The 26,496-nt window shown below is 69.8% G+C and carries 20 protein-coding genes; 2 read left to right on the top strand and 18 right to left on the bottom strand.

Annotation, left to right across the window (positions count from 1 at the left end; genetic code table 11):
- Positions 1-11 precede the first annotated feature (11 nt).
- A complete protein-coding gene (locus ACQHII_RS00215; protein ID WP_427917196.1) occupies positions 12-1,316 on the bottom strand; it encodes an ABC transporter substrate-binding protein in 1,305 nt (434 codons plus the stop codon).
- Between the two features lie 37 nt (positions 1,317-1,353).
- Positions 1,354-2,607 carry an aminotransferase class V-fold PLP-dependent enzyme gene (locus ACQHII_RS00210; RefSeq protein WP_427917195.1) on the bottom strand — a complete coding sequence of 418 codons (1,254 nt, stop codon included), beginning with the start codon at positions 2,605-2,607 and terminating at the stop codon, positions 1,354-1,356.
- A gap of 404 nt (positions 2,608-3,011) precedes the next feature.
- Between ACQHII_RS00210 and ACQHII_RS00205 the strand changes: the two genes are divergently transcribed.
- Positions 3,012-3,725, top strand: a complete 714-nt coding sequence (locus tag ACQHII_RS00205) for a FadR/GntR family transcriptional regulator (protein WP_427917194.1) — start codon at positions 3,012-3,014, stop codon at positions 3,723-3,725.
- A gap of 569 nt (positions 3,726-4,294) precedes the next feature.
- On the opposite strand, the gene ACQHII_RS00200 is transcribed toward ACQHII_RS00205, so the two are convergent.
- The 11 genes from ACQHII_RS00200 to ACQHII_RS00150 all read right to left on the bottom strand — a co-directional run bounded on the left by ACQHII_RS00200 (position 4,295) and on the right by ACQHII_RS00150 (position 17,523).
- Positions 4,295-5,092, bottom strand: coding sequence for an SDR family NAD(P)-dependent oxidoreductase (locus tag ACQHII_RS00200; RefSeq protein WP_427917193.1), 798 nt, complete (start codon positions 5,090-5,092; stop codon positions 4,295-4,297).
- 53 nt (positions 5,093-5,145) lie between these two features.
- The gene (locus tag ACQHII_RS00195; protein WP_427917192.1) at positions 5,146-6,867 is read right to left on the bottom strand and encodes an L-lactate permease; all 1,722 of its coding nucleotides are present in this window, start codon (positions 6,865-6,867) and stop codon (positions 5,146-5,148) included.
- A 62-nt stretch (positions 6,868-6,929) separates the two neighbouring features.
- Positions 6,930-7,133 (bottom strand): tautomerase family protein, encoded by a 204-nt coding sequence (locus ACQHII_RS00190; RefSeq protein WP_427917191.1) that lies wholly within the window; start codon positions 7,131-7,133, stop codon positions 6,930-6,932.
- Positions 7,134-7,164: 31 nt separating this feature from the next.
- A complete protein-coding gene (locus tag ACQHII_RS00185; RefSeq protein WP_427917190.1) occupies positions 7,165-8,031 on the bottom strand; it encodes a halocarboxylic acid dehydrogenase DehI family protein in 867 nt (288 codons plus the stop codon).
- The gene (locus tag ACQHII_RS00180; protein ID WP_427917189.1) at positions 8,028-9,599 is read right to left on the bottom strand and encodes an aldehyde dehydrogenase (NADP(+)); all 1,572 of its coding nucleotides are present in this window, start codon (positions 9,597-9,599) and stop codon (positions 8,028-8,030) included. Before ACQHII_RS00180 ends, ACQHII_RS00185 begins: the two co-directional genes overlap by 4 nt.
- 121 nt (positions 9,600-9,720) lie before the next feature.
- Positions 9,721-10,353 carry a GntR family transcriptional regulator gene (locus tag ACQHII_RS00175; RefSeq protein WP_427917188.1) on the bottom strand — a complete coding sequence of 211 codons (633 nt, stop codon included), beginning with the start codon at positions 10,351-10,353 and terminating at the stop codon, positions 9,721-9,723.
- A 921-nt stretch (positions 10,354-11,274) separates the two neighbouring features.
- A complete protein-coding gene (locus ACQHII_RS00170; RefSeq protein ID WP_427917187.1) occupies positions 11,275-13,071 on the bottom strand; it encodes a RecQ family ATP-dependent DNA helicase in 1,797 nt (598 codons plus the stop codon).
- A 385-nt stretch (positions 13,072-13,456) separates the two neighbouring features.
- Complete coding sequence (locus ACQHII_RS00165) at positions 13,457-14,494, bottom strand: aldose 1-epimerase (RefSeq protein WP_427917186.1); 1,038 nt, start codon at positions 14,492-14,494, stop codon at positions 13,457-13,459.
- Positions 14,491-15,273: an ATP-binding cassette domain-containing protein gene (locus ACQHII_RS00160; protein ID WP_427917185.1), complete on the bottom strand. Its 783-nt coding sequence runs from the start codon at positions 15,271-15,273 to the stop codon at positions 14,491-14,493. Before ACQHII_RS00160 ends, ACQHII_RS00165 begins: the two co-directional genes overlap by 4 nt.
- A complete protein-coding gene (locus ACQHII_RS00155) occupies positions 15,270-16,304 on the bottom strand; it encodes an ABC transporter permease (RefSeq protein ID WP_427917184.1) in 1,035 nt (344 codons plus the stop codon). The genes ACQHII_RS00160 and ACQHII_RS00155 overlap by 4 nt, the downstream gene beginning before the upstream one ends.
- Before the next feature lie 100 nt (positions 16,305-16,404).
- The gene (locus tag ACQHII_RS00150) at positions 16,405-17,523 is read right to left on the bottom strand and encodes a substrate-binding domain-containing protein (protein WP_427917183.1); all 1,119 of its coding nucleotides are present in this window, start codon (positions 17,521-17,523) and stop codon (positions 16,405-16,407) included.
- Positions 17,524-17,671: 148 nt separating this feature from the next.
- Between ACQHII_RS00150 and ACQHII_RS00145 the strand changes: the two genes are divergently transcribed.
- Entirely contained in the window at positions 17,672-18,730 is a 1,059-nt protein-coding gene (locus tag ACQHII_RS00145) for a LacI family DNA-binding transcriptional regulator (RefSeq protein WP_427917182.1), read from the top strand.
- Positions 18,731-18,892: 162 nt separating this feature from the next.
- On the opposite strand, the gene ACQHII_RS00140 is transcribed toward ACQHII_RS00145, so the two are convergent.
- The 5 genes from ACQHII_RS00140 to ACQHII_RS00120 all read right to left on the bottom strand — a co-directional run bounded on the left by ACQHII_RS00140 (position 18,893) and on the right by ACQHII_RS00120 (position 26,424).
- Positions 18,893-19,705, bottom strand: coding sequence for an AraC family transcriptional regulator (locus tag ACQHII_RS00140; RefSeq protein WP_427917181.1), 813 nt, complete (start codon positions 19,703-19,705; stop codon positions 18,893-18,895).
- A 421-nt stretch (positions 19,706-20,126) separates the two neighbouring features.
- On the bottom strand, positions 20,127-23,189 hold the full coding sequence (locus tag ACQHII_RS00135; protein WP_427917180.1) for an alpha-mannosidase: 3,063 nt from the start codon (positions 23,187-23,189) through the stop codon (positions 20,127-20,129).
- Between the two features lie 30 nt (positions 23,190-23,219).
- Positions 23,220-24,116 (bottom strand): carbohydrate ABC transporter permease, encoded by an 897-nt coding sequence (locus tag ACQHII_RS00130; protein WP_427917179.1) that lies wholly within the window; start codon positions 24,114-24,116, stop codon positions 23,220-23,222.
- Positions 24,116-25,045, bottom strand: coding sequence for a carbohydrate ABC transporter permease (locus ACQHII_RS00125; RefSeq protein ID WP_427917178.1), 930 nt, complete (start codon positions 25,043-25,045; stop codon positions 24,116-24,118). Before ACQHII_RS00125 ends, ACQHII_RS00130 begins: the two co-directional genes overlap by 1 nt.
- Complete coding sequence (locus ACQHII_RS00120; RefSeq protein ID WP_427917177.1) at positions 25,042-26,424, bottom strand: extracellular solute-binding protein; 1,383 nt, start codon at positions 26,422-26,424, stop codon at positions 25,042-25,044. Before ACQHII_RS00120 ends, ACQHII_RS00125 begins: the two co-directional genes overlap by 4 nt.
- Positions 26,425-26,496: the final 72 nt, after the last annotated feature.

Below are 26,496 nucleotides of genomic sequence, written 5' to 3'. Positions count from 1 at the left end.
TCCTGCCAGCCCTACTGGCTCTTCCACTTGTCGGTCCAGTAGGTGTTCCAGCCGGCCAGCAGTTGCTTGGGCGTCATCTTGCCCAGCAGCACCTTCTGGATCTCGGAGTCGGACTTCTGGATCCACTCGGTCCACCAGGAGGAGTTACGGGGCTGGGTGACCGTGATGTAGGTGTCCGGGTTCTCGGTCATCTTCACGTAGCTCGCCCAGGCGCCCGTCTTGTAGAACGTGTCGTCGGCGGAGCTCTTGAGGATGGGCACCAGGCTGTTCTTCTTGTCGAAGGTGCTGGCAGCGTCGCCCTCGGAGAGGAACTTGATCAGCTTCTCGGCCTCCGCCTTGTGCTTGCTTGCGGACGCGATGCCCCAGCCCGCGGTCGCCACCGGCTGGACGGCCTTGCCGCTCGGGCCGGTGAGCAGCGGGGCGGTGGTCCACTGCTTCTTGGTGATCGTCTTCGACTCCCCGACCGTGGCGATCACTTCGGGGTCCTGGAGGAGGAAGGCCGTCGAACCGTTGGAGAAGCCCTCGACCATCTCCGGGTAGCCCCAGGCGACGGAGGACGGCGGCGACGCCTTCTTGAAGAGCTTGAAGTACGTCTCCAGGGCGGTGAGCGCCTCCGGCGCGGAGAAGATCGTCTTGCCGTCGGTGAGCTTGAAGCCGTTGTCACGGTCGATCTTGTCGGCGACGTACGCCTCGATGATCGCGACGGCGTTGCTGTTGGCGTTCGTCCCGCCGCGGAAGGCATAGCCGTACTGGCGCTTGGCAGGGTTCTGGATGGCGGTGGCCTGCGTGAGCAACTCGTCCCAGCTGGTGGGCGCGCTCGCGAAGCCGGCCTTGGAGACCAGGTCGGTGCGGTAGTAGAGGCTGAGGCCGTAGAAGCCGTACGGGATGTAGTACGTCCGGTTCTTGGCGTCCTTGGAGTACTTGACGGCGTTGTCCGTCAGCGCGTCCCAGCCGCTCCAGCCCTTGAGGTCCTTGCTCATGTCGTAGATCCAGCCGTTGGTCGACCACGGGCCGGCCGTGATGTCCCGGACCTCCATGGTGTCGATGCCGCTGCCGGACTGGAGCATCTGCTGGATCTTCTGGTCCGCGGTGTCCGTGGGCGGCGAGATCAGGTCGACCTTGATCTTGGGGTTCTGCTTCTCGAACTGGCCGATGAGGGTCTTCAACACGGCCGTACGGGACGGGTTGGTGAGGCTCTCGACCATGTGCAGCGTGACGGTCCCGTCACTCGCGCCCGAGCCGCCGCCCACGGCGCAGCCCGACACCGACAACGCGGTGGCGAGCCCGAGGGCGACCGCTGCCCTTCTCCTGTTCAACACTGTGCTCTCCCAGTTTCTGACGTGCTGTGATGGATCACTGCGATGCGAGGTGTGCGACGTGCTGGGTGCGGGCCCATGCGCCGAGCACCGGTACGCAGTGCTCGGCGAAGTACTCGAAGTCGGCGGCCGTGTTGTACACGTGCGTCGACAGCCGGAGGTAACCGACGCCTCCGAAGCTGGTGAAGGCGGCCTCGACGCCCAGTTCCGCGGCGACGCGGTCGCGCAGGGCGTCGGCGTCGGCATGGGTGGTGCCGAGGCCGTCGGGCAGCCGGACCAGGCGGAGCGCGTTGACCGGCATGCCGACGTCAACTGCGCTGTCCACACCGGTGAGTTGGGCGAAGGCGTCGCCGACGACGTGTTCCGCGTAGTCGGCGAGCGTCCTCATGTAGGCGCGTGCCGTGTCCCAGCCCCAGGTGTGCTCGACGAAGTCGAGGGCGGCGGGCGCGGCGAGGTAGCTCGTGACGTCGACCGTGCCCTGGGTGTCGAAGCGGGCGGGATACGGCTCGGGAGCGCCCCACGAGTCGATCAGGGGGTGGAGGTCGTCGCGGAGCGGTCCGCGCGCGACCAGCGCCGCCGTGCCGCGGGGCGCGCAGCCGAACTTGTGGAGGTTGCCGATCCACACGTCGCAGTCCAGCCCCGCGAGCGGATCCTCGGCGAGACCGGGGACATGCGCGCCGTCCACCAGCAGCGGGATGCCGCGTTCACGCGCCACGCGCCCGATCCGCTCCACTGGCATCCAGCGGGCGGTCGCCGAGGTGATGTGGTCGAGGACGATCAGGCCCGTCGCGTCGGTGATACCGGCGAGCACGGCCTCATAGGCCTCGTCCTCGTCCGCGCCGAGGGGTACGTGCGCGGTGCGGACGGTGCCGCCCCAGCGCCGGGCCAGGCGCTGCGCGCCCATCGTCACGGCGCCGTAGCCGTGGTCCGTCACGAGGACCTCGCCGCCCGGCCTGGCCGGCACGTTCGCGTAGACGACGCTCGCGCCGCCGCTGGCGTTCGGCACGAGGGCGAGATCCTCCGGGGCGACGCGCAGGAACGCGGCGATCGAACTCCGGGCGGCCGCGACCCGGGCCGGAAGCCCGGGGAACCACACTCCCGGCGAACGGTCCATCTCGGCGCGCAGCCGGTTCTGCTCGTGCTGTACGGCGAGCGGGACCGCCCCGAACGACCCGTGGTTGAGGTGCTTGTGCGCCGGGTCCAGCGACCACGCCTCGGCCGCCGGTCTGCCGTCGGCGAGCAGAAGGGGGCGCGGCGCGGTGGTGACGGTGCTGACAGCGGACTCGCTCACGTATGACTCACGATCTTCCCGGCCCCACGACGGCGGGCCCATACATCGGACGGTCGTCAAAATAGGTCTGATGACTTGCGGCGCATCGTGGCATCGACGCCCTTGGGTGAGCAAGGGGCCGGGGCCGCCGACATCAGAAGGTCACGCGGATCGGAGGGGTGACTGGTGCCGGAGTCCTGCTGTACGGCGTACACGCCCTGGCCTTCTACCTGCAAGAATGCCAACGACTGGGACTCTGCGGCGAGGCCCGTACGGATTCGTACGGCTTGATGGCGTCGTGACCGCCCGATTACGTCCCCGAAATAAGTCATTGGATGACTTGAGGGGAGATGCCTCAACTCATCAGATGACTCTGTAGGCTGCTGGAGGCCGAGTGAAGCGGCCGCATCCTCAGGAGGGGAAGAATGTCCGCAGTTGACCAGGCGTTCCACGGACTACGGCACATGATCTCCACCGGCCGTCTGGTGGCGGGGCAGCGTATTCCCCCCGAGGGTGAGCTGTGCGAGGAACTGGGCGTCTCCCGCGGGTCGTTGCGCGAGGCCGTACGGATGCTCGCCGCCCTGCGCGTGATAGAGCCCCGGCACGGCTCGGGCACCTACGTGTCGCAGCTGCGGCCGGAGGACATCGTGGGCAGCCTGTCGCTCACCGTCGACCTCCTGCCGCTCGCCGGACTGCTGGAGATGTACGAGATCCGGCGGATCCTGGAGGCCCACGCCGCGGCGCAGGCGGCGGCCCGCATGACTCCCGAGAACCTGAAGTCGATCTTCGAGCACATCGAGGCGATGGAGGCCACCGAGGACCCGGACAAGGTCTCCGCCCTCGACCAGAGCTTCCACGCGGAGATCGCCCGCGTCGGCGGCAACCCCACGCTCGGCTCGCTGCTCGGGGTGTTCCGCGCCCGCTCCCGCTCCTATCAGGTGTTCACGCTTCCCGACGGCCCGCACATCAAGCGCGCCAGCGACGAGGACCACCGCGCTATCGCCACGGCACTCTCCAACCGCGACCCTGTCGCTGCAGCGGGCGCGGCCTCGGCGCACGTGGCCCATACCGAGAAGTGGCTCACGGCTTTCCTGCGGCAGGAAACAGCCGCCGACAGCAGGCCCGCCGCTCAGGAATAGGCCGTGCCGGGTCGATGCGGGCAGCCGTTGGCGGGGAAGGGCTTGGGGGTGGGACGGCCCATGGTGGACAGCAAGGCGGCTGCTCCTGGATGGCCCGATGCCAGGGGAGAGAGGGACCTGCGAGGCCGGAACGGGGGTGTCAGCGTTCTCACGGCCGTTGTGCGTCTCGCGGGCCGCTGTCCGTCCTCCGAATGCAGCCGCTGATGACACGGAGAGGTCGCAGCCGGCGGCCTGGTGGCCATGCTGGTCCACATTCATGTACAACCCGTGCACCTTGGCGCTGACCGGCCGGTTCAGTGAACTCCGTGACGACCTCGTCTCCGCCGTACGCGCCGCCGTCTACGAGCGCGCTCTGCCGGCGGCCATCCGAAAGCCGGCGATTGCCGCGCCCCGGCTCACCGGAAGCTCCGGGCCGCACCCGTCGGACACCGGCCTTCATGAAATCGCGAGATGAGTGCGTTGTCACGAGCCGAGGAGACCCGCAGGGCGTTGTTGCCCTCCGACGGGATGTCGGAGCCATCCGGCTACGAGTCTCATCACGGCGGGAGCCCCGCTCGGTGGGAGAACGGTCAGCGGCCGGGGTCGAAGCGGCCGTCCATGATGGTCCAGCCCGCGTCGACGACCAGGTTCTCGCCGGTGACGTAGGACGCCGCGTCACTGGCCAGGAACGCCACCGTCGAGGCGACCTCGTCGGCGCTGCCCCAGCGGCCGAAGGCCGTGTGCGCGCTGTAGGCCTCCCGCGCCTTGACGTCGTCCCACAGCGGGCGGGTGAGCGGCGTGTCGATGACACCCGGTGCGATGGTGTTGACCCGTACGCCGCGCGGTCCCACCTCGGTGGCGAGGCCGCGCACCATCTGGAGGATCGCCGCCTTGGTGGACGCGTACACCCCGAGGCCCGGCTCCACCATCAGGCCTCGCATCGACGAGCACGCGATGAGACTGCCGCCTCCCTGCTCGGCCATGACGGCGGAGGCGTCCTGGAGGAAGAAGAACGTGCCTTTGAGGTTGAGACCGATGATGCGGTCGAACTCGTCCTCCGTGTAGGCGGCCAGCCTCTTGCGGATGTTGATGCCGGGGGTGGTGACTCCGATGTCGAGCCGGCCGTAGGTGTCCACCGTGGTGCGGACGGCCTCGGTGACCTGCTCGTGGCTGCCGAGGTCCGCGGTGAGGCCGAGCGCCGTACCGCCCTCGGCGACGATGTTCTCGGCCGTCGCCTTGGCGCCGGCGCCGTCGAGGTCGGCGCAGACCACCCGGGCGCCGAGGCCGGCCAGGGTCCGGGCGGTCGCTTCGCCGATGCCGGACGCGGCCCCCATGACCAGGGCTGACTTCCCGGTGAGGTCGAAGAGGGCGCGGTACCGATTCGTCATGGTGCTGTCTCCGGTGTCGTGAGGTTCGTGTTCGCGTGCGTGGGTGTATGCGGTCAGGGGAGCATCCAGCTCAGGACCGGGGTGGACTGGAGGAAGACGATCAGCGCGATCAGGGCCAGCAGGGCGAGGCTGTAGCCGATGACCTTGCGGAAGATGTCGCCCTCCTTGCCCTGGACGCCGACCACCGCGGCAGCGATCGCCAGGCTCTGCGGAGAGATCATCTTGCCGACCACCCCTCCGGAGGAGTTGGCGGCGGCCATGAGGTCGAGCGAGAGGCCCGTCTGCTGTGCGGCGGCGATCTGGACGGCTCCGAACAGGGCGTTGGAGGAGTTGTCCGACCCGGTGATGGCGACGCCGAGCCAGCCTATGACGGGGGAGAAGACGGCGAACGCCGCACCCATGGTGGCCAGGCCCCGGCCGATGGAGCCGGTCTGGCCGGACATGTTCATCACATAGGCCAGCCCGAGGACGGACAGGACGCAGACGATCGTCCAGGTGAGCTGCTTCACGGTGGCGCCGTAGATGCGGGCCGCCTCGCCGGGGGCCACCCGGAGCAGGACCGTGGTGAAGACGCCCGACACGAACAGGAGCGTGCCGGCCGCGGGCAGGTAGTCGAAGGTGAACACGGTGGGCACCGGGGCGCCCGTCGCGCCGGTGATGTGCAGACCGGGCCAGCCGAAGTGCAGGGCGGCCGAACTGAGCCGCGCCTTCACGGAGTCGGGCTGGGCGACGACGAACACCGCGATCACGAGGGCGTAGGGGAGATAGGACAGGATCACGTTCCGGCGGTCGTCGCGCGGTGCCGGCGCCTCTTCCTCCCGGGCCGAGTCGGCCGTACCGCCGGAACCTCCAAAGCCGCCCGTCGTAACCGGTACGGGCGCGGCCGAGTGCACGGATGCCGTGGCGGTGACGGAGTCGGCGGTCAGCGCGTGGCGCGGCTGCCAGACGCGCAGGAAACCGACGAGAACCGCCGCGCTGCACAAGGCCGCCCCGATGTCGGCGAGTTCGACGGAGATGAAGTTGGAGAAGACGAACTGCCCGGCGCCGAAGCCCACTCCCGCCACCAGCGCGGCGGGCCAGGCCTCCCGTACCCCGCGGCGGCCGTCCACGAGGAAGACCAGCACCAGCGGGACGATCACGGCCACGATCGAGGTCTGCCGCCCGATGATCGAGCCGAGTGTGTCGAAGTCACGCCCGGTCACCTGGGACAGCGTGGTGACCGGTGCGGACAGGGCGCCGAAGGCGACGGGTGCGGTGTTGGCCACGAGGGCCGCCACGGCGGCCCGCATCGGCGGCAGCCCCAGGCCGACCAGCATGACGGCGCTGATCGCGACGGGAGTTCCCGCACCGGCCAGTGCCTCCAGCAGCGCGCCGAAGGAGAACGCGATGATGATGACCTGGATGCGCTGGTCGTCGCTGACCCCGGCGAAGGATCTGCGCAGGACCGCGAAGTGCCCAGTGCGCTCGGTCAGCCTGAAGATCCACAGGGCGTTGATCAGGATCCAGATGACGCTGAGGAAGCTGACCGCCGCTCCGAGGCCCGCGGCGCTGACGGTCTGGCCGACCGGCATGCCGTAGACCGCGACGGCGATGACGGCCGCTGTGCCGAGGGCGGTCAGCCCGGCCCAGTGGGCTTTCCACCGGAGGACACCGAGCAGGACGAAGAGGACGATCAGGGGGATAGCGGCGACGGTTGCCGAGAGGCCGAGTCGGCCGAGCACGGGATCGAAGTGCTGCTGGTACCCGGACGCGGAGGTGGTCGTGGACAGGGACATGGACATCGACGCTGATGTGAACATGGTTACCCCAGGGAGGAGTTGAGAGACCGCCGGCGTCGTTACGCGGGTGGTTCGGTGAGCTCGCCGCCCAGGGCGAGCCGGTCGTGGGCCAGTTCGGTGAACTGGATCCGCACGAGATGACGGGGCGCGCCGAGGACGTCGACCACGGCGTCGGTCACCACACGGGCGAACTCGGCCCGCTGGGCGCGTGTCCGGCCGGCCAGGATCTCGACGGTGATGTTGGGCATGGTTCTCCTGGACATGGGTCGGAGGGTGAGGAGGACGTCGGCCGCTTCAGCCGGAGACGATCGCGTCGCTCTCGCCGAGGAGGGCGAGCACGACGGCGGTGTCGAGGAGCAGCGCGGGGATCAGCCGACTGCGGAAGAGAGCGAGGATGGCGCGGGCCTCGCCGGCCGCCGCGGTGTCGACCACCGGTACGGGGAGCGTGGCGGCGGCCGTGGTGGCCCTGATCAGGATCTCCTCACGTGCGGCGGCGTACGCGGCGCCTCGTGCGAGCGGTCCCAGCCGGTCCCACACGCCGGTCATGACGTCGGGCCAGTTCCCGAGCGCGCGGTAGAAGCTGAGCACACGGGGGTGGTGGTGCGCGGCCCGGATCTCCTCGTACACCCGCGCCAGTTCGGCGGTGGGCGTGCTGCCGTCCGGGACGACGTTGACAGCGCCGGGCCGGACGCCCCGGGGGCCGGGGTCCGCTGTCCCGGGCCAGGCGGCAGACCCTCCGACGGTGAGACCGCGGTACCAGCACGAGGTCAACAGCAGGACCTCGGGGAGCAGTTGGTGGAAGGTCGTGGTGTAACGGCGTATCAGATCGATGTCGATGTCGGCGTCGGAGGTCCACAGGGACGGCTCTGCTTCCGGGAGCAGTCCTGCCGGGACCCGCAGGGTCGCGGCGGCCTCGGTGAACGCCGCCGACGCGATGACCGGTTTGAACCTGTTCCAGGCCGGTACGAGGTAGTCGGGCCAGTTCGCCATCGCCTGGAAGACGGGGCTGACGAACGGCACGCCGAGGCGTCCGGGCACCTCGTCGAGCACGGCGGCCGACTCCGGCGTCAGCGCCGGCTTGGCGGGCAGGGTCGGCAGCAGTACGGCGCCCCGGTCGGCGTCCGTGCGCTCCGCCGCCGTGAGAGCTTCTGTGTCGGTCACGCGTGTGCCCGCCCTTCCGTGGTCGTCGTACCGGTGATGGATTCGGTGGTCAGGGCGCCGGCCACCCGCCGGGTGATGCCCAGCGGGTTCGAGTCCCGCAGCGGGGCGGGCAGTTGTGACTGCGGGCTGTTCTGGAACGCGACCGGGCGCAGGAACCGGGCGATTCCGCCTGTCCCCACCGAGGTGTGCGCGGCACTGGTGGAGGCGGGGTAGGGCCCGCCGTGGTGCATGGCGTCGGTCACGGCGACACCGGTCGGCCAGCCGTTCCACACCAGCCGGCCCACCTTGCCGGTCAGGCCCGCCGCGAGCCGCCGGCCGTCGTCCTCGTCGCCGGGCCCGAGGTGGACGGTCGCGGTGAGATGACCGTCGAGGGAGGCCACCGCGCGCACGAGGTCACCGGGCGTGTCGTACCGGACGAGCACCCCGAACGGTCCGAACCGCTCCTCGGCCAGCGCCGGGTCGGTGAGGAAGGTGTCGAGCCCGGTCTCCACCAGACTCGCCGGGAAGGAGGAGCCCTCGCCGTCGGGTGCTGAGCCGCCCGCCAGGACGGTGACTCCCGGCCGGTCGGCCAACTCGGCCGCGCCCGCCACGAGATGCCGCCACATCGGGCGGTTGAGCATCGTCCCCGGCGGATACTCCCCGGCCCGGTCCACGGCACGTGCCACGAACCGGTCGCCGCTCTCACCGCGGGGTACGAAGGTCACTCCTGGCTTCGTGCAGAGCTGGCCGTTCGAGGCCGTCAGCGATTCCACGAAGGCGTCGGCCAGCCGCACGGCGGCGTCCGCGAGCGCGCCGGGCAGGAGGAAGACGGGGTTGAGGCTGCCCATCTCGGCGTAGACCGGGATCGGACGCGGCCGGGACGCGGCGAGGTCGAAGAGGGCGCGTCCGCCGGTGAGCGAACCGGTGAAGGCGACGGCCGTGATCCCGGGTGCCGTGACCAGTGCGCGGGCGATGCCGAGCCCGCTTCCCTGGAGCAGGTGGAACACGCCGTCCGGAGCTCCCGCCGCGGCCAGCGCGGTGTGCACGGCCGCGGCGATCAGTTCCGAGGTCTCCGGATGCGAGGGGTGTCCCTTGACGACCACCGGGCAGCCGGCCGCCAGGGCGGCGGCGGTGTCCGTGCCGGCCACGCCGAACGCGAACGGGAAGTTGCTCGCGGCGAACACGGCCACCGGGCCGAGCGGCACGTCGACCCGGCGGACGTCGGGGCGGTCGGGTGTGGCCGGGTCGATCACGGCGTCGAAGTGACCGCCGTTCTCCAGCAGTTCGGCGAACTGGATGAGCTGGAGCCGGGTCCGCTCGATCTCCCCGGCGAGCCGCTGTCCGGTCAGACCGGTCTCGGCGGCCGCCGTGGCGGTGAGCTGGTCGCGCCGGGCCGAGAGTTCCTCGGAGATGCCGCGCAGCACGGTGACGCGCAGGGCTGGATCGAAGTCGCCCCATACCGTGAACGACCGCGCTGCCGCGGCCAGGGCCTTGCCGAGTTCGTCTGGGGTCGCGTCGAGGAAACGGCGCCGTTCCTCGCCCGTGCGGGGGTCGAGCGACGGGAACGGCACCGTGGTGGTGGATTGCATACGACGTAGGATACAAACTTGGATCCAAGACAGCAAGGGTGTGTTTCCCGCTTGTTTCCACCGTCGTGGCCGGGCGTGAATGCGGGATGGCACCGTTCTCGGTGCCCCGCGTCCCCGCAGCTCAGGCCAGGTGCAGGCCCGCGGCGTCGAGGCGGCGGGCCGCCACGGCCTGGACGTCCTCCACGTGGATCCGGGCCTGCTGCTCGGCCTGCTCGCGGTCGCGGTCCCGCAGCGCGGTGATGATCTTCTTGTGGCCCTCGATGCAGAGGACGGCCTCTTCCTGGGTGAACAGGACGGCCATGTTGTAGGTGATGCCGAAGTCCCGGTTGCGCAGCCACTCGTCGAACAGCCGCCGGTTGGCGGAGGCCCGCACGATCGCCTGGTGGAACTCCCGGTTCAGCCGGCCCAGTTCGCGACGGGGCCGGCGGACGTAGTCCTCGGTCGGGCCCTCGTACATGGCGGCGATCGCGATGAGCTGCTCCTCGGACCCGCGCACGGCCGCCAGTCCGGTGGCCATCGCTTCCAGGGCGCACCGGACCTCGTAGATCTCGCGGATCTCGTCCGGGGTGTGCTCCCGGACGACCCAGCCCTGCCGCTCCCGCACCACCAGCCCCTGGTCCACCAGACGCATCAGCGCACTCCGCACGGGCGTGCGGCTGGCGTTGAGTTCCGCGGCGACCTCGTCCTCGGGGAGCCGCTGGTTGGGGCGGTACACCCCCTGAAGGATGGCCGCGCGCATGTGCTCGTACGCCACGTCGCTCAGGGACTCCCCGCTCCCGGCACGAGGCCGTCTGGATCGGGTGCCGGTCTCCGGGGCGTGCGCTTGACCGGGTCGCTCGACCATGACTTCTCCACTTCACCGGGTCCGGTACGCAAGTATCCCAGGTCGGGGGAAGGCCGCGTCGTACGGTGCCGCACGCGGCGGACACCGGTCGGCCAGAGCTGATGACGGCCCTGCGGCGAGCTGGGTTACGAAGCTTCCCCTGTTCTCCCGAATTTCTTGGACCGCCCTGCCCTCGCCGCCCGATGCGCCGACGGGACCTCGGCCGGGCCAGGCCACGCGACGGGATCTGACGGTCCTGTGTCGTCTTTGGTGCGGCACGCCGCAGTAGACCAGCAGGCAAGCCGACTCGTGTTGAGTACTCATGGATTGATCAGGATGTTGAGCAGGGGAACGCCGGCCGAGTGGCACCTTCGCGAAGGTCTGGGACCGTCTTCCGCGCTGTAGGCCACGGATACGCGGGGGTGGAGCCTTCAGCCCTTTCCGGGACTTCTCCGATCGCCTCCCGGAGCGACAGTGAAGTGGCTGTCCCGTCACCGCAGTTGGAGGCTCCAGCATGTTGTGGTGCCCGACGAGCGCGAAACCGTGCGACTGCCCGCACTACCGCGGCTGCGGCAGCTACGGCACCGGGCGCGGACGAAAAGGGGTATGCGATGAGCGCGCCGAAGAAGGCCACGCCGCCGGTGACTCCCTGGGCGGTACGGAGGTTGCGTCGCCGGACGTCGCGTTCCGTTCGGCGATCGTGTGGGCGTCCGAGGGCGGAGCGCGGACGTTCCTCGTTGTGCCAGGTGACCCGATGGAAGATCATCCGCTACGGAGAGCTCCGAGATGGACAAGTTCCAGTGAGCCCGGGGCAGGGCCGGCTCCCGACGCCCGGAACTCGCGGGTCCAGCGTCAGCGCGGTGCGTCGGGCAGTGCGATGAGCAACTGCTTGTCCGTCACCACGGCCAGCGACAGGGTGCGATAGCCGACCGACTTGAACAAGATGGTGATCTTGCCGTCGCCCTCGCTCATGACCTCGCCCTGGCCCCACTGGTCATGGTGCACGCGGACGCCCGGCAGGTAGGCGTGCTCGTCCACGGCGGGGCGTGCGGCCGTCTCCGCCGCCCGGACGGCACGTGCGGTGGCGCCCGCGCGCGCACCGGCCCGGCGCCATGGGCGTCGCCGTGCGGCCGCCTTGTACGGATGTCCGGCGTCCCCGGACCGCCCACGCCTCAGCCTGCCCGCCGCCTTGACCACCGCCCCCGTGCAGTTGTCGCATGCCGCGCACGGGGCGCGGACGGAGTCGCCGAAGTATCCAAGGAGGAACCGCCGTCGGCAGTCGGTCGTCTCGGAGTAGCCGCGCATCATGTCGACCCGGGACTGTTCGAGCTTGAGGTGCGTGGCGTGGACGGCGAGTGCGCTCTGCACAGCGGCGTCGACGTCGTCTTCCGCGGAGGCGCCGAGCGGGCCGGCGAAGCGGCTGCCGTCCCGTCCGGTACGGACGGCGCCGGCCTCCTCCAGCAGGTTCAGTACGGCGGACAGTGCCGTCGCACCGAGTTCGCAGTCGGCTCGGAGCCCGGTTGCGCTCACGGCGCCCCCGTCGCCGCGCAGGCGCTCGGCGACGCGGCGCAGTGCGTCGGCATCGGGAGCGCCGGAGGCGAAGAAGCGTTGCAGACCCAGGTCCTGCGGGCGGTAGGCGAGGATCGCCCTGGCCGGTGCGCCGTCGCGGCCGGCCCGGCCGATCTCCTGGTAGTAGGCGTCGAGAGAGCCGGGGACGGACGCGTGCAGCACGAACCGTACGTTCGCCTTGTCGATGCCCATCCCGAACGCCGAGGTCGCCACGACCACGTCGAGTTCACCGGAACTGAACCGGTCCTGGGTCTGGCGGCGTTCGGTGGGGGAGAGGCCCGCGTGGTAGCTCGCGGCGGACAGCCCGAGGCTGATCAACTGCTCCGCATAGCTGTCCGCTGCCTTCCGCGTTCCCGCGTACAGGATTCCCGGCTTCTCCTCGACGGTCGCCCGCTCCACGACGAACCGCTGCTTGGCGGCTGCGTCCCGGAAGGCGGACACGTCCAGGTGGATGTTGGGACGGCCGAAGCCGGCCACGATCTCCACCGGGTCGGTCATGCCGAGACGTTCGGCGATGTCCCGTCGTACCGGGGCCGCCGCGTTCGCGGTCAGTGCGAGCACCGGCGGATTGCCGAGCCGCTCCCGCGCGTGCCGCAGCCGCAGGTAGTCCGGCCGGAAATCGTGCCCCCAGGACGACACGCAGTGCGCTTCGTCCACCACCAGCAGCCGGGGACGGACGGCGGCGAGCCGGTCCGTGACATCCGGCTTGGCGAGCTGCTCAGGAGCGAGGAAGATCACGTCGGCCGAGGAGGAACTGATGCGGGCCCATGCCGTCTCGTTCTCGCTTCGGCGCTGCGCGGAGTTGACGGCGGCGGTGCGCAGCGCGGCGGATCCGAGCAGGCTCTGCATCTGGTCCCGCTGCAGCGCGATCAGCGGCGAGACGACCACGACCGGACCGCCGAGCAGGACGGCGGGCACCTGGTACACGGCGGACTTGCCCGCGCCGGTCGGCATGACGGCGAGTACGTCACGCCCCTTCATCACGGCCTTCATCGCGGCCAGTTGGGCCGGACGCAACTGCTGCCAGCCGAAGACCCGACGCGCGGTGCCGCGCAGACGCCGGGACGTGAGTGTGAGCATCGTTCTCCTTGAACCGTGAGCATCCATCCGCTGGGTGTCTGGCGGCTACCCCGGTTCGCCGGAATATCGCCTCGCGCGATTCGGTCGCCCCCTGTCAGGATCTGATGCACTGTCAGCTCGCTGGGGTTCGAAAGCACGCGCCCCGGCTCGCGGGAATGATGAACTACCGCTGGAGTACTGCAAGGTGACCAGTCGTCAGCCGCGCCCAGGCGGCACCGTGTCTGACGGAGCCAGGCCGAGATGATCGTGGAGCCTGGCTCCCAGCGCCGCGGCATCGGGTGATCGAGTTCCTCGAAGGGCACCACCCCGCGTTACCACGCGGAACGGATGGCGCGGACGCCCTCGTCCTACGCTGCTCTGCGGGCGCCCTCCCGCTGGCCCCGGCTCAGTGGAGTGAGGGCACGTACGCGACCCCGAAACGGAACTCCCGCCGCCGGCCCGGCTCCAGTGACACGGCGGTGGCGAGTTCCGGGCGGTTGAACGCGTCCGTGGGTACCTCGACGGGCTCCAGGGCGATGGACCCGCGCCGGTCGCGGGCCAGGGTGTCGCCCGTGAACACGTGCAGGTACCCGCTGTGCTGCCACACCCGTAGTTCGGCTCCGGTCGCGGGGTCGCTCAGTACGGTCTCGGTCCGGGCGCCGGAGCCGGGGACCAGGTCCGCGAAGCAGGCGTCGATGACGGCGTCGCCGAGCTTCCTGGGCGCGCGGAAGTCCATGTCGGGGCAGCGGTCCAGGGGCAGCAGGGCGTTCTTTCCGGGCAGGGGGATGAGGGAGGCGTCGGTGCGGATCAGGGTGTGGGCGGGGATCTGCAGGACCAGGTCGTGAATGGGCCGGGAGAGGGTGAAGTACGGGTGCCAGCCCGCCGCGTAGGGGGCGGTGGTCTCTCCCACGTTCGTCGCCCGGATCCCGACGCCCAGCTCGTGGCGGCCGACCGTGTACTCCACGTCGAGGTCCAGCGCGAACGGATAGCCGGGGTACCGGCCCGGCCTGATGCTCGTGCTGCGCAGCAGCAGCCGTGCCGAGTCGGGCGTCATCGTGGCCGCGACGAGCCGGAACGGCGCTTCACGCGCGAAGCCGTGGTAGACCGTGCGGTCCCCGAGGCGGCCGGGCAACAGGTCGTGGTCATGGCCGCCGTGGTGGTAGCGGCCGTCGGCGACACGGTTGGGGAACGGGGCGAGCAGGCCCGCCCGTACGCCGTCCTGCGACCGCAGTTCGGCCTCGTCGCGGTAGCCGTCCGTCAGTTCCGTGAGGTGCCCGGCCGCTCCGCTTGCGACCTGCCAGCTCAGCAGCGTCGCCCCGCGCAGGGCGAGGACGGCGCGCACGGCACCGTCCGGCGCGGAGACCGACACCGTGGGTTCGTCGCCGAGGAGGCCCTCGGCGATCCGGAACGTGTCGGCCGTAGCGCCACCGCCCCCGCCTGTCACCCGGCTTCCGGGACGAGCTTCTTCGCGCCCGTCATGATGGCCACCGCGTCCTCCATGGAGTGCGACTGCGGGGTGATGACCCCGGCGCAGCCGCCGAGGCGCTGGATGTGGATGCGGTCGGCGACGTCGAAGACGTTGGGCATGTTGTGGCTGATCAGGATGATGCCGAGGCCCTGGTCGCGCAGGTCGCGGACGAGCTTGAGCACCTGGCCGGTCTCGCGGACGCCCAGCGCTGCGGTGGGTTCGTCGAGGATGACGACCCGGCCGCCGAAGGCGCCCGCCCGGGCGACGGCCACCGACTGGCGCTGGCCGCCGGAGAGCGTCTCCACGGCCTGGTTGATGTTCTGCAGGGTGCTGATGCCCAGCCGCTTGATGTGGTCGGCCGCCTGGCGCTTCATCTCGCCGGTGTCGAGCATGCGGAACACCGAGCCGAGCACACCTTTGCGTCGGATCTCGCGGGCGAGGAAGAGATTGCTGGCGATGTCCAGCGCCGGTGCCACGGCGAGAGTCTGGTAGACCGTCTCGATGCCGGCCTCGCGGGCGTCCTGCGGGCGTTTGAAGTTCACCTCGGAGCCGTCGACCAGGATGCTGCCCCGGTCGGGGACGAGTGCCCCGGAGAGGCACTTGATCAGGGTGGACTTGCCGGCGCCGTTGTCGCCGATGACGGCGAGGACCTCGCCGGGGTAGAGGGTGAGGTCGACGTCGTTCAGGCCGACGACCCGGCCGAAGACCTTGACCAGGCCCTTGGCTTCGAGAACGGGGGCGGTGGTGGTCGTCACGACTTCACACTCCGGATCCACTGGTCGACGGAGACAGCCGCGATCACCAGCACGCCGACTGTCAGGACTTGGTAGTTGGGGTCGATCCCGGCCAGTGCCAGACCGTTGACGAAGACCTGGACGATGAGCGCGCCGATCAACGAGCCGAGCACCACACCGCGTCCGCCGAACAGACTGGTGCCGCCGATGACGACGGCGGTGATGGACTGCAGGTTGGCGTTGAGGCCGCTGTTCGGGTCTCCGCCGCCGACCCTGCCGACCAGGATCCAGGCGCCCACCGCGATGGCGAAGCCACCGACGAGGTAGGCGCTCAGCAGCACCCGGTTGACGGAGATGCCGGCCAGGCGGGCGGCCTCGATGTCGTCGCCCACGGCGTACAGGTGGCGGCCCCAGGCGGTGTAGCGCAGCGCGTACCCCACCACCGCGTACAGGGCGATCATGAGGAGGACGCCGGTGGTCAGGTTCAGTTGGCCGATGGAGACCGTGTCCGCGCTCCACATGAGGATGTTGCCCGGGTCCAGCGAGACGGTCTGGCCCTTGGCGTAGATGAGCGTGATCGCGGTGAAGATGCTGAGGGTGCCGAGCGTGACGATGAACGGCGGCAGCTTGATCCTGGTCACCAGCAGTCCGTTGACGGCCTGCGCGGCGATCGCGACGGCGGCTCCCGCGAGCAGGGCGAGCACGCCCGGCAGATGGTTGTCCGCGACGAGCTTCGACATCAGCAGCGAGGCCAGCACCATGACCGCGCCGATGGACAGGTCGATGCCGGCCGTGAGGATGATGACGGTCTGGCCGACAGCCAACGAGCCGATGACGGCCACCTGTTGGGCGACGAGCGACAGGTTCTGCAACGCGTAGAAGCGGTCGTTGACGAGGGAGAACACGATGGCGGCGAGCACCAGGACGATCGCCGGGCTGAGGGCCGGCTGACGGTGCAGCACGGACTGGATGCGCTGGGCCGGCGTGGCGGGCCGGTTGAGGAAGTCCTCCGCCGGCGCCGGTGTGGCTTCACTGTCCACGTGGGTGGTCACAGGGGGTCCTTCCGGTTCTGTCCCTCGTGCGGGCCTTGATAGGAGGTGTGGTGCGGGTGGGCCACCGGTACGGCACCGGCGGCCCACCCGGCTGACCAAGTCAGCTGCCCCAGCAGGCGGACGCGGCCTGCGTCGGGGACTGGACCGTCAGGCCCCCGAGGGACTTCGCGGCGACCAGCGCGGTGCCGGTGTCGTAGAACGACTTGCCGTTGGTGACGCTGGGCTTGCTGCCGCCGCGGGCCAGCTTCGCGATGGAGCTGACGCCGAGGGCCGCCATCTTGCCCGGGTACTGCACGGCGTCGGCGGCGAACTCGCCACTGGTGACGTTCTTCAGGCCCGAGCAGCTGCCGTCGATGGCGTAGATCGCGACGCTCTTCTCCTTGTTCGCGGCTTTCAGCGCGTTGTACGCGCCCTCGCCCGCCGGCTCGTTGATCGCGTAGACCACGTTGATGTCCGGGTTGGCCGACAGGCAGTTCTCCATCGCGGTGCGTCCGCCGTCGATGGCGCCCTGGGTGGGCTGGTGGCAGGCGATCGTGTACGTGCCGCCCTTGCCGCCGGTGTACTTCCCGGTCTTGGCCTCCTTGCCGTTCTCGGTCTTGCTGCCCGGGTCGATGCCCATGCCCTCCAGGAAGCCGTGGTCGCGGTCGATGTCCACCGAGACGACCTGGTTGTTGAACAGGTCGAGCATGGCGATGACCGCGGGCTTGCCGTCCAGGGCGGCCGCCGCGTACTGGCCGTCGAGCTTGCCCGCCTGCTCGTTGTCGGTGGCGTAGGTGATGTCCGCGACGCTCGGCGGGTTCGGTGCGGTGTCCAGGGCGATCACGAAGAGGCCGGCCTGCTTGGCGCGCTTCAGCGCGGTGTTCACCGCGTCGCCGTTGGTGGTGATCAGGATGCCCTTGTCGCCGCGCGAGACGGCGTTGTCGATGGCGGTGATCTGGGTCTGGGTGTCGCCGTCCGAGGTTCCCGCCGCCACGGTGAGGCTCACCTTGTCCTTGGCGGCCTGGGTCTTGGCGTCCTTCTCCATGCTCACGAAGTACGGGTTGCTCAACGTCTTCAGGATCAGTGACACACCCACCTTCCCGCTGCCGGACGACGAGGAGCCCGAGTCGGAGGAGCCGCAGGCGGCGAGGGTCGCGCCGAGGCAGACGGTGACGCCGATGGCCGCCGCCCGGGTGCGCCGACTGCGGAGGCCCGACGCCTGGCTGGAGGAGAGGTTCATGACGTGATCCCTTTCGAGCCGTCCCTTGGTCGACGCTGAGACAACGTTGACTCGACGGGATAGTGGGCCCGTATGGACGAGCGCGTCAAGACACTGGTAAACATGCGTCGGCAACAACTAGGTAACGCGCAATCAGTTGGAGACAACGATGACTCAGGGCGAGCCGCCGTCGCCGTCCCCCCGCAGCCGCCCCACCATGCGCGAGGTGGCGGCACTGGCAGGCGTCGCCATCAAGACGGTCTCCCGCGTGGTCAACGAGGTGCCCACCGTCGATCCGGCCATCGCCGCCCGGGTGCGTGACGCGGCCGACAAACTGGGCTACCGGCCGAACCTGACCGCCAGCAGCCTGCGCCGCGGGGACGGCCGGACGGCCACGATCGGGATGCTCGTCGAGGACGCGGCGAACCCCTTCTCGGCGGCCCTGAGCCGAACCGTCGAGAACGTGGCACGGGAGCGCGGAGTGCTCGTGCTGGTCGGAAGCCTCGACGAGGACCCGGCCAGGGAACGGGAGTTGGCCCGGGCGCTCATCGACCGGCGGGTCGACGGCCTGGTGATCGTGCCGGCCGGCCGCGACCACAGCTATCTGATCAGCGAGCAGCGTTCGGGCACCTGCATGGTCTTCGTCGACCGCGAGCCCAGCATGCTCGACGCGGACACCGTCGTCTCCGACAACCGGCAGGGCGCCCTCACCGCCGTCAACCACCTGCTGAAGTCCGGCCACCGGCGCATCGCCTACCTCGGCGACCGCGCGACCATCTCCACCGCCGCCCAGCGTTTCGACGGCTACCGGCATGCCCTGGAAGTCGCGCACATCGAGTACGACGAGGAGATCGTCCGGCACACCGGGGCCAGCGAGGAATCCGCGATCGCCGCGACCGAGCGGCTCCTGGCGCTGCCGAACCCGCCCACCGCGCTGTTCACCAGCCAGAACTTCGTCACCATAGGGGCGGTACGCGCGCTGCGCGCACTCGGCCTCCAGGACACCGTCGCCCAGGTGGGCTTCGACGACTTCCCCCTGGCCGACATCCTCAGCCCGGGGATCTCCGTCATCGCCCAGGACGTCGAGCAGTTGGGCAGGACGGCCGCCGAGATGCTCTTCCGCAGACTGGACGGCGACCGGTCACCCACCCGCGCGGTCACCATTCCGACCCGGCTGATCGAACGGGGATCCGGTGAGATCACGGTCGGAGGACCCCACCAAGACTGAACCATCGCACGCGAGGGCACGGCCGCCCGCCCGCCGTGACTTTGATCGGCGAAGCCCTCATTGACATGGTCCAGCTGTGTAGTGGTGCTGGTCGGGGGCGTCTTCCAGGAGCAGGTTCTGTCGGTGTCAGCCGGTGACCGTACCGCCGCGCCAAGACGATGGTCAGGGCCGGCGGCCTGTCCTGTGCGGCATGTCCGCCGAGTCGGCAGTCGTCGTCATTGCCTGGTGCCGGTAGTCGCCGGGCGGCATGCCGTGGACCGTACGGAAGGCGCGGCTGAAGTCGGCGGCGTGGCGGAAGCCCCAGCGGGTGCCGATGGAGTGGGCCAGGTGGTGCCGCAGCTGTGGATCGGCGAGGTCGGCGCGGCAGCGCTCGAGGCGGGGCGGCGGATCCAGGCGGCGACGGTCAGTTCGCGGATCTGGAAGAGGCGTGCAGGTATCCCGCCGAGATGTGGTGGTGGGCGGGGGCAGATCGGGGTCGGCCAGGTTGTGTTCGACGAACGCCTCGATCCGGGCGAGCAGCGCCTGATGGCGGGTCTCGGGAGCCAACTGATCCTGGGCGTCGGCGTGTTCGGCCAGGGTGGCGGCGGCCAGATCGAGGGCCACCGTGCCCAGCTGGCGTGTCCCGGGCTCGCCCACCTCTCCCTGTTCCACGGCCGTGGCGACGCTGGTGAGGTAGCGGGCGAGGATCGCGTTCATCCCGGAGTCGGCGGTCAGCCAGCGTGCGAGCAGGCGGTTCAGGCGCTGGGGGCGCAGCGGCTGCTCGGCCTTGGGCAGTTGCAGCATCAGCATCTTTCCCGGGCCGGGACCGGGAAGTGCGCGGGAGTCGAAGGGCTGCGAGGTGTCGTGGAGCAGCAGGTCGCCCTGGCCCGGTCGGCAGTCGCGACCGCGCTGGGAGAACCAGAGGTTGTTCGCGGCGATCACGCTGAGCCCGTACGGCTCGGGGTCGGAACGGCGCACCGGTGCAGACGTCTGCACCGGTGCGCACCTCGGGGAGGTCCAGGACCGACAGCTGGACCGGGCCCAGCTCCGCCAGTGTCACCGTCGCCTTGAGGCCGTCGGCGTACGGGCTGCGGGCCAGCGTCGGGACGACGTCCCTGGCACATTGCTCCCACCACCACTGGAAACGGTCCGTAGCCGGCAGGTTCTCACTGCGCATCGTCATGATCATCTGCGCCCCCGTTGACGACCCCTCCGGCGGGCCACCGCGGCGAACACCACGCGACTGAGTGCGCCCCTGACGTCGAATCAAGGATGGCAGGGTGTCAATCAGGGCACGTCGTGCCACGGCAAATGTTGATCATTCTCTTTCGTGAGCGGGCGAGCGGGCCGCTGTGGCGGCGTTCAGGCCCGGAGCCGGTGAGGGCCCGGACGCGGGCCCTCACCTTTCTGCTCGGCGTCAGCCGCCCGGGGTGGGTCGCAGCCGTAGCGTCAGGATCTGGAACGGACGCAGCGTCACCTCCACGCCGCCGTCTGTGTGTCGGTGGCTCGCGGGATCGGCGAGAGGGCGCTCCAGCAGGTCCGTCGCGGTCACCGAGGCCAGCGGGAACACGGTGGTGAGGGTGGCTCGGGCGCGTGTGCCGCGGGACTCGTAGAGGCGTACGACGATGTCGCCCGAGCGGTCGTCGGCGAGCTTGACCGCCTCGACGACCACGCCCTCGTGGTCGACCGTGACCAGGGGGGCGACCGTCGATCCGCCCGCTACCGTGCGTTCCGGGAGGTTGAAGTGGTAGCCCTCGCGGGTCGCGTCGGAGACCTCCGCGCCGATCAGGAGCGCGTAGCCGAGCCGGTGCGTTCCCTGGTCCTGGTCCGGGTCGGGGAAGCGGGCGGCCCGGAGAAGGGAGAGTCGGACCGTGGTGGTCGTCCCCCCGTCGGGGCGGACGTCGCGGGTGACGTCGTGTCCGTAGGAGGAGTCGTTGAGCAGGGCGGCGCCCCAGTCGGGTTCGCCGACGTGGAGGAAGCGGTGGGCGCAGACCTCGAACTTGGCGGCGTCCCAACTGGTGTTGGTGTGGGTGGGCCGCTCGACGTGGCCGAAGGGGATCTCGGCGGTCGAGTGCGCGGCCCGAACGTCCAGGGGGAAGGCGGCCTTGAGCAGCTTCTCCCGCTCGTGCCAGTCCACCACCGTGTCGATCACCAGACGCCGGGAGCCGGCCGGCAGTGAGAGGTGCTGTTCGATCCGCGAGTCCCCGAAGGCCCGGACCACCCGGATGCCGTCGCCGGTCGGGGTCACCGACTCCGCCTCGGTGAGGTCGCGGACGGTGTTGCGGTAGAACACGTCGATGTCCCAGGCGTCCCACTGGTTGGGGAAGTCCTGGTGCAGCTGGAGCAGGTTGGCGACCGCACCGGGCGCCAGGGCCTCCCGGCCGGCTGCGTGGTCGTACGCCGAGGTGATGAGCCCTCGGCTGTCCACCACCACCCGTACGACGCCGTTGTCGAGGACGAATCCGTCCCCTTGAGCCGCTGGGGCTACCGGAGCTTCCGGCGACGTGGCACGCGGAGCGGCGCCGAAGGCCGCGACGCCGCCGCGGGCGTGGGGTGCCGCGTTGAAGACCACGGTCCCTTCTCCCGGTCCGGCCAGTGCCCGCTGCGCCACGTCGATCAGTTCTTCCAGTTCACGGGCGACGGCCGCGTAGGTCTCCTCCGCCTCACGGTGTACCCAGGCGATCGACGTCCCGGGCAGGATGTCGTGGAACTGGTGCAGCAGTACCGTCTTCCACAGCCGGTCCAGTGCCTCGTACGGGTAGGGCTGCCCGTGGGTCACGGCCGCTGTCGTGGCCCACAACTCGGCCTCGCGCAGGAGGTGTTCGCTGCGCCGGTTGCCCTGCTTGGTGGCGAGCTGGCTGGTGAGGGTGCCGCGGTGGAACTCCAGGTAAAGCTCGCCCGACCAGACCGGGGCGCCGCCGTTGTCCTGGTACTCGGCATGGGCGCGCTCGAAGAAGTCGGTCGGCCCTTCGATCTCGATCCGGGCCGAGCCCTCCAGGTCTCTCAGCCGTGCGGCGCGGGAGAGCATCTCGCGGGTGGGGCCTCCTCCTCCGTCGCCGTAGCCGAACGGGATCAGCGACTGGTTGGCGGGGCCCTTGTCCTGGAAGTTCCGTACGGTGTGGGCGACTTCGGCGCCGGACAGCTCGCCGTTGTAGCTGTCGACGGGCGGGAAGTGGCTGAAGATGCGGGTGCCGTCGATGCCCTCCCACCAGAAGGTGTGGTGGGGGAACTTGTTGGTGGTGTTCCAGGAGATCTTCTGGGTCAGGAACCAGCGCACCCCGGCCAGCTTCATCAGCTGCGGCAGTGCCGCGTTGTAGCCGAAGGTGTCGGGCAGCCACATCTCCTCGGTCTCGACCCCGAACTCCTCCAGGTAGAACCGTTTGCCGTGGACGAACTGGCGTACCAGCGCCTCGCCGCCGCTGATGTTGGTGTCGGGCTCGACCCACAGGCTGCCGGTCGGCAGGAACTGTCCGGTCTTCGCCTTCTCCTGGGCCCGTGCGTACACCTCGGGGCGGTGCTCCTTGAGCCAGGCCAGTTGTTGCGCCTGGGACATCACGAACTTGAACTCCGGGTGGTCGTCCATGAGCTGGGTGACGTTGGAGACGGTTCGGGCGACCTTGCGGACCGTCTCGCGCAGGGGCCACAGCCAGGCGGTGTCGATGTGCGCGTGCCCGACGGCCGAGACGCGGTGCGCCCCGGCGTGTGCGGGCGCCGCCAGGGCGGGGGCGAGGAGGGCCCGCGCCGCTTGCGCGCTGCCGGCGACGTCCTGGAGATCGATGACGTCCAGTGCCCGGCCGATCGCCTGGAGCAGCTGCCAGCGGCGCGGGGAGTCGGGGGACAGCTCGTGCATCAACTGCCCCAGGACGTCGAGGTCCTGGACGAGCTCGTGGACGGTGCGGTCGAAGACGGCGAGGTCCAGACGCCGCAGCCGGTACAGGGGTTCGCCGGGAGTGTCGCCGCCGTCGTCGAGCCAGGGTGCGCGCCCGCCCACCGGGGTGGGACCGAAGGTCAGCTCGTGGGGCGCGGTGTGCATGACGACCGGATTGGCCGCGGCCTCGATGAAGGCCGTGAACTCCTCGCCACCCGCCGCCCGTTCGGCGACGGGGACCCAGGTGTTGCGCGGGTTGAGCGCCTTCACCGCGGTGCCGTCGGCGCGGTAGACCAGCCCCTCCGCGGAGAAACCGGGGGAGTGGGTGGCGAAACCGAGGTCCAGTACGGCTTCGACCGTCTCGCCGGCCCAGTCCGCGGGGATCGTCCCGCTGACCTTGAACCAGCTCGTCGACCAGGCCGGTCCCCAGCGGTCGCCGACCTCGGCCGGGCGGTAGGGAGCGGCCAGGCCCTCGGGCACCGGCACCGGCTCGCCGGACACGTTCCAGATCTGCACGTCGAGACGGACGGACCGGGCATGGACGGCGGGCCGGATCCGCTCGTTCAGCACGCGGGCCAACCGTTGTTCGATGACGTCACGGTCGTTGTGCATGGGTGTCTTTCTCCGTACGGGGTGGGGGAGTCAGCCCTTGAGTGCGCCGCCGAGGGCGAAACCGCCGCCGAGCTTGCGGGACAGCAGCAGGTAGAGCAGGACAACGGGCAGTGAGTAGAGGAGGGAGAACGCCGACAGCTGTCCGTACTGCGTCTGGTCATGGGCGCTGAGGAAGGTGAACACGCTGACGGAGGCCGGGAGTTTCTCCGGCGACAGCAGCAGGATGAAGGGGACGAAGAAGTTCCCCCACATGCCGATGAACGTGAAGATGGTGACCACGACGACGCCGGGGCGCATCAGCGGCAGCACCACCAGCCACAGCACCTGCATCGTGTTCGCGCCGTCGATGCGGGCGGCCTCCTCCAGGACGACGGGTACGCCGTCCATGAAGTTCTTCATCAGCCAGATGCCGAACGGCAGCGCCGAGGCGGCCAGGAACAGGGCCGTGGCGGGCATCGAGTCGATCAGGTTGACCTGCACGAACATGCTGTACACCGGGATCATCACGGCGGTGATGGGCAGGCCGGTGGAGAACAGGATCGTGTAGAGGAACGGCCGCCGCACCCGCGAGCGGTAGCGCGAGAGCGGGTAGGCGGCGAGCACGGACACCACGACGGTCACCGCGGTCCCGAAGCCGCACAGCAGCAGGCTGTTGAGCATCGGCCGGTAGGTCGTGTCGACGTTGAGGACCGCGTCGAAGTTGTCGAGCGTCAGCGACGACGGCATGGTCAGGCGGAAGGAGTTGGTGTCGCTCACCGAGGCGAGCAGCATCCACGCCAGCGGCAGGACGTACAGCACGGAGACCGCCAGCAGCACGGCGTTGACCGCGACGCGGCTCGGCCGGAAACGGCGGCTTGGGCGCGGGGTGCCGGTCCTCGGGGCGGTGTGTCCGGCGGACGTGGCGGGGGGCGTGGCGACGGCGGCCATCAGTCGTCCTCCAGTTTCAGCAGCCGGATGTACACGACGGAGAAGAGGGCGCCGACCACGAGCAGCACCAGGGCGATGGCGGTGCCGTAGCCGATCAGGCTGTTCTGGAAGGCCTGCTGGTACATGAAGATCGGCAGGGTCTCGCTCTTGTTGCCCGGTCCGCCGCGGGTCATGGTGTAGATCAGACCGAAGACGGAGAGGGTCTGGAGCGTGATGAGCATCAGGTTGGTCAGGATCGACGGCCTGATGACCGGCAGGACGACCCGCCACAGCCGCTGCCAGGGGTTCGCGCCGTCCATCTCGGCGGCCTCCGTCAGCTCCTGCGGGACGTCGTTGATGGCGGCGGTGAAGACCATCATCGAGAAGGCCGTCCCGCGCCAGACGTTGGCCAGGCACACGGCGAGGATCGGCATCGTGTACAGCCAGTTCTGGCTCGGCAGGTGCAGGCTGTCCAGCAGCGAGTTGAGCGAGCCCTGGTCGTAGAAGAAGGCGTACATCAGATAGCCGGCGACCACCTCGGGCAGCACCCAGGCGGCGATGACGACGCCGCTGACGAGTGCCCGTACCGGCTTGGTGGCCTTCTGCATCAGGATGGCCAGCGCCAGCCCGAGTGTGTTCTGGCCGATGACCGCGGAGCCGACCACGAAGACCAGGGTGAGCTTGACCGCGTTGAGGAAGTCGCTGTCCTGGAAGGCCCGGGTGAAGTTGTCCAGGCCGATGAAGCGGGAGCCGGCGGCGCCGGTGAGCTGCATGTCGGTGAACGCGTAGTACACGCAGTACGCGATCGGTCCGGCCAGGAAGACGGCCAGCAGTACCACGGCCGGCAGTGTCGGCAGCCCGCGCAGCAGGGTGCGGACGGCGGGGGCGGCCGCCCCACGGGACCGGCGGCGAGCGCCGGTCCCGTGGGGCGCCGGGGCGAGGGCGGTCACGAGCCGCCCTCGACGGTCTTGTCGGCGCCCACAGCCGCCTTGACATCGTTATCAAAGGTCGATGCGGCCTTGTCGACGGATGACTGACCGGTCGTCACGGACTCCATCGCCTTCTGGATCGCCGTGGAGACCTGGTTGTAGGCGGGCAGCCCGGGCCGGTAGTGGGTGTCGGCGACCAGCTCGGTGAAGAACTTGTTGGTCGGCACCGAGTTCAGATAGGTCGTATCCGAGGCGACGTCCGTGCGGACCGCGATGTTCGCGTTGGTCGCGTTCCACTGGGCGGCGTTGGTCTTCGTCTGGAGCGTGGTCGACAGGAACTTCCAGGCGAGATCCGCGTTGCCCGCCTTCGCGGGGATCGACCAGGCCCACCCGCCGGACATGCTGGTACGGCCCGGTGTCTGGCCGTTCTGCGTCGGCATGGCCGCGGTGCCCATCACCGACTGCCACTCGGTCCACGGCTTGGCCGCCGCGGAACTCCAGTTGTTCGGCATCCAGGAGCCGTCGATGTCGATCGCCAGCTTGCCCTCGGGGATCAGCTCGGTGCCCACGGCGGTCCCGAAGTTGGCGCCGAGCGCCTGCTCCTTGGACGGGCCCAGCCCCTGGCTGTACACGGTGTGGACGAAGTCCAGCGCGTCCTTGAAGCCCTGGCTGCCCACCACCCACTTCTTCTGCGAGGCGTCGTAGAGCGACTTGTCGCCGGCCGGTGTGCCGTAGAGCAGCATCTCGAAGCCCTGCATGGAGGACGCCTCGCCGCCCGCCTGGCCCGTGTAGAGGTTCAGCGGGGTGACACCGGGCAGCTTCGCCTTCACCTTCCTGGCGGTGGCGATCACGTCGGCCCAGGTCTTGGGCTGCCAGGGCACGGAGACCCCGGCCTTCTCCAGAAGCTGCTTGTTGTACCAGATCCCGCGGGTGTCGGTGTCGTCCGGCACGGCGTAGGTCTTTCCGTCGGACGCGCCGGTCACCGCGCCCTTGGCGGCCTTGGCGTACTGCGACCAGTCGCTCCACTTCGCCGTGTAGGCGTCGAGCGGCTTGAGATAGCCGCCCGCGATGTCGGAGTTGATCAGCGCGGTGTCCTCGTAGACCAGGTCGGGAGCGGTCGCGGGGGAGCGCATCATGAGCTGGATCTTGGTGTAGTAGTCGTTCTCGGAGGCGGTCACCGGCACGAGGGTGACCTTGGTGCCCGGGTTGGCCTTGGTGAACTGCTTCACCATCGAGGCGAGGAAGGTGGCCTGGAGCTTGTTCGTGCTGTCCAGGTTCTGCCAGTAGACGACTTTGATCGACTTGGACGAGCTGCCTGAAGAGCCCGAACCGCAGCCGGTGACGGCCAGGGCGGTGGCGGCGGTGAGGGCCGCGGCGGTGACGATTCTCGACGAGCGCACAGTGGTTCCTCCGGAACACGAAACCTGAGGGAAAACCGGGAGTTTGACCGGACGAGAGGCCAGACCGACGGC

Source organism: Streptomyces sp. cg40 (assembly GCF_050320165.1).
GTDB lineage: Bacteria > Actinomycetota > Actinomycetes > Streptomycetales > Streptomycetaceae > Streptomyces > Streptomyces hokutonensis.
This window is presented reverse-complemented; position numbering and strand designations above follow the sequence as displayed.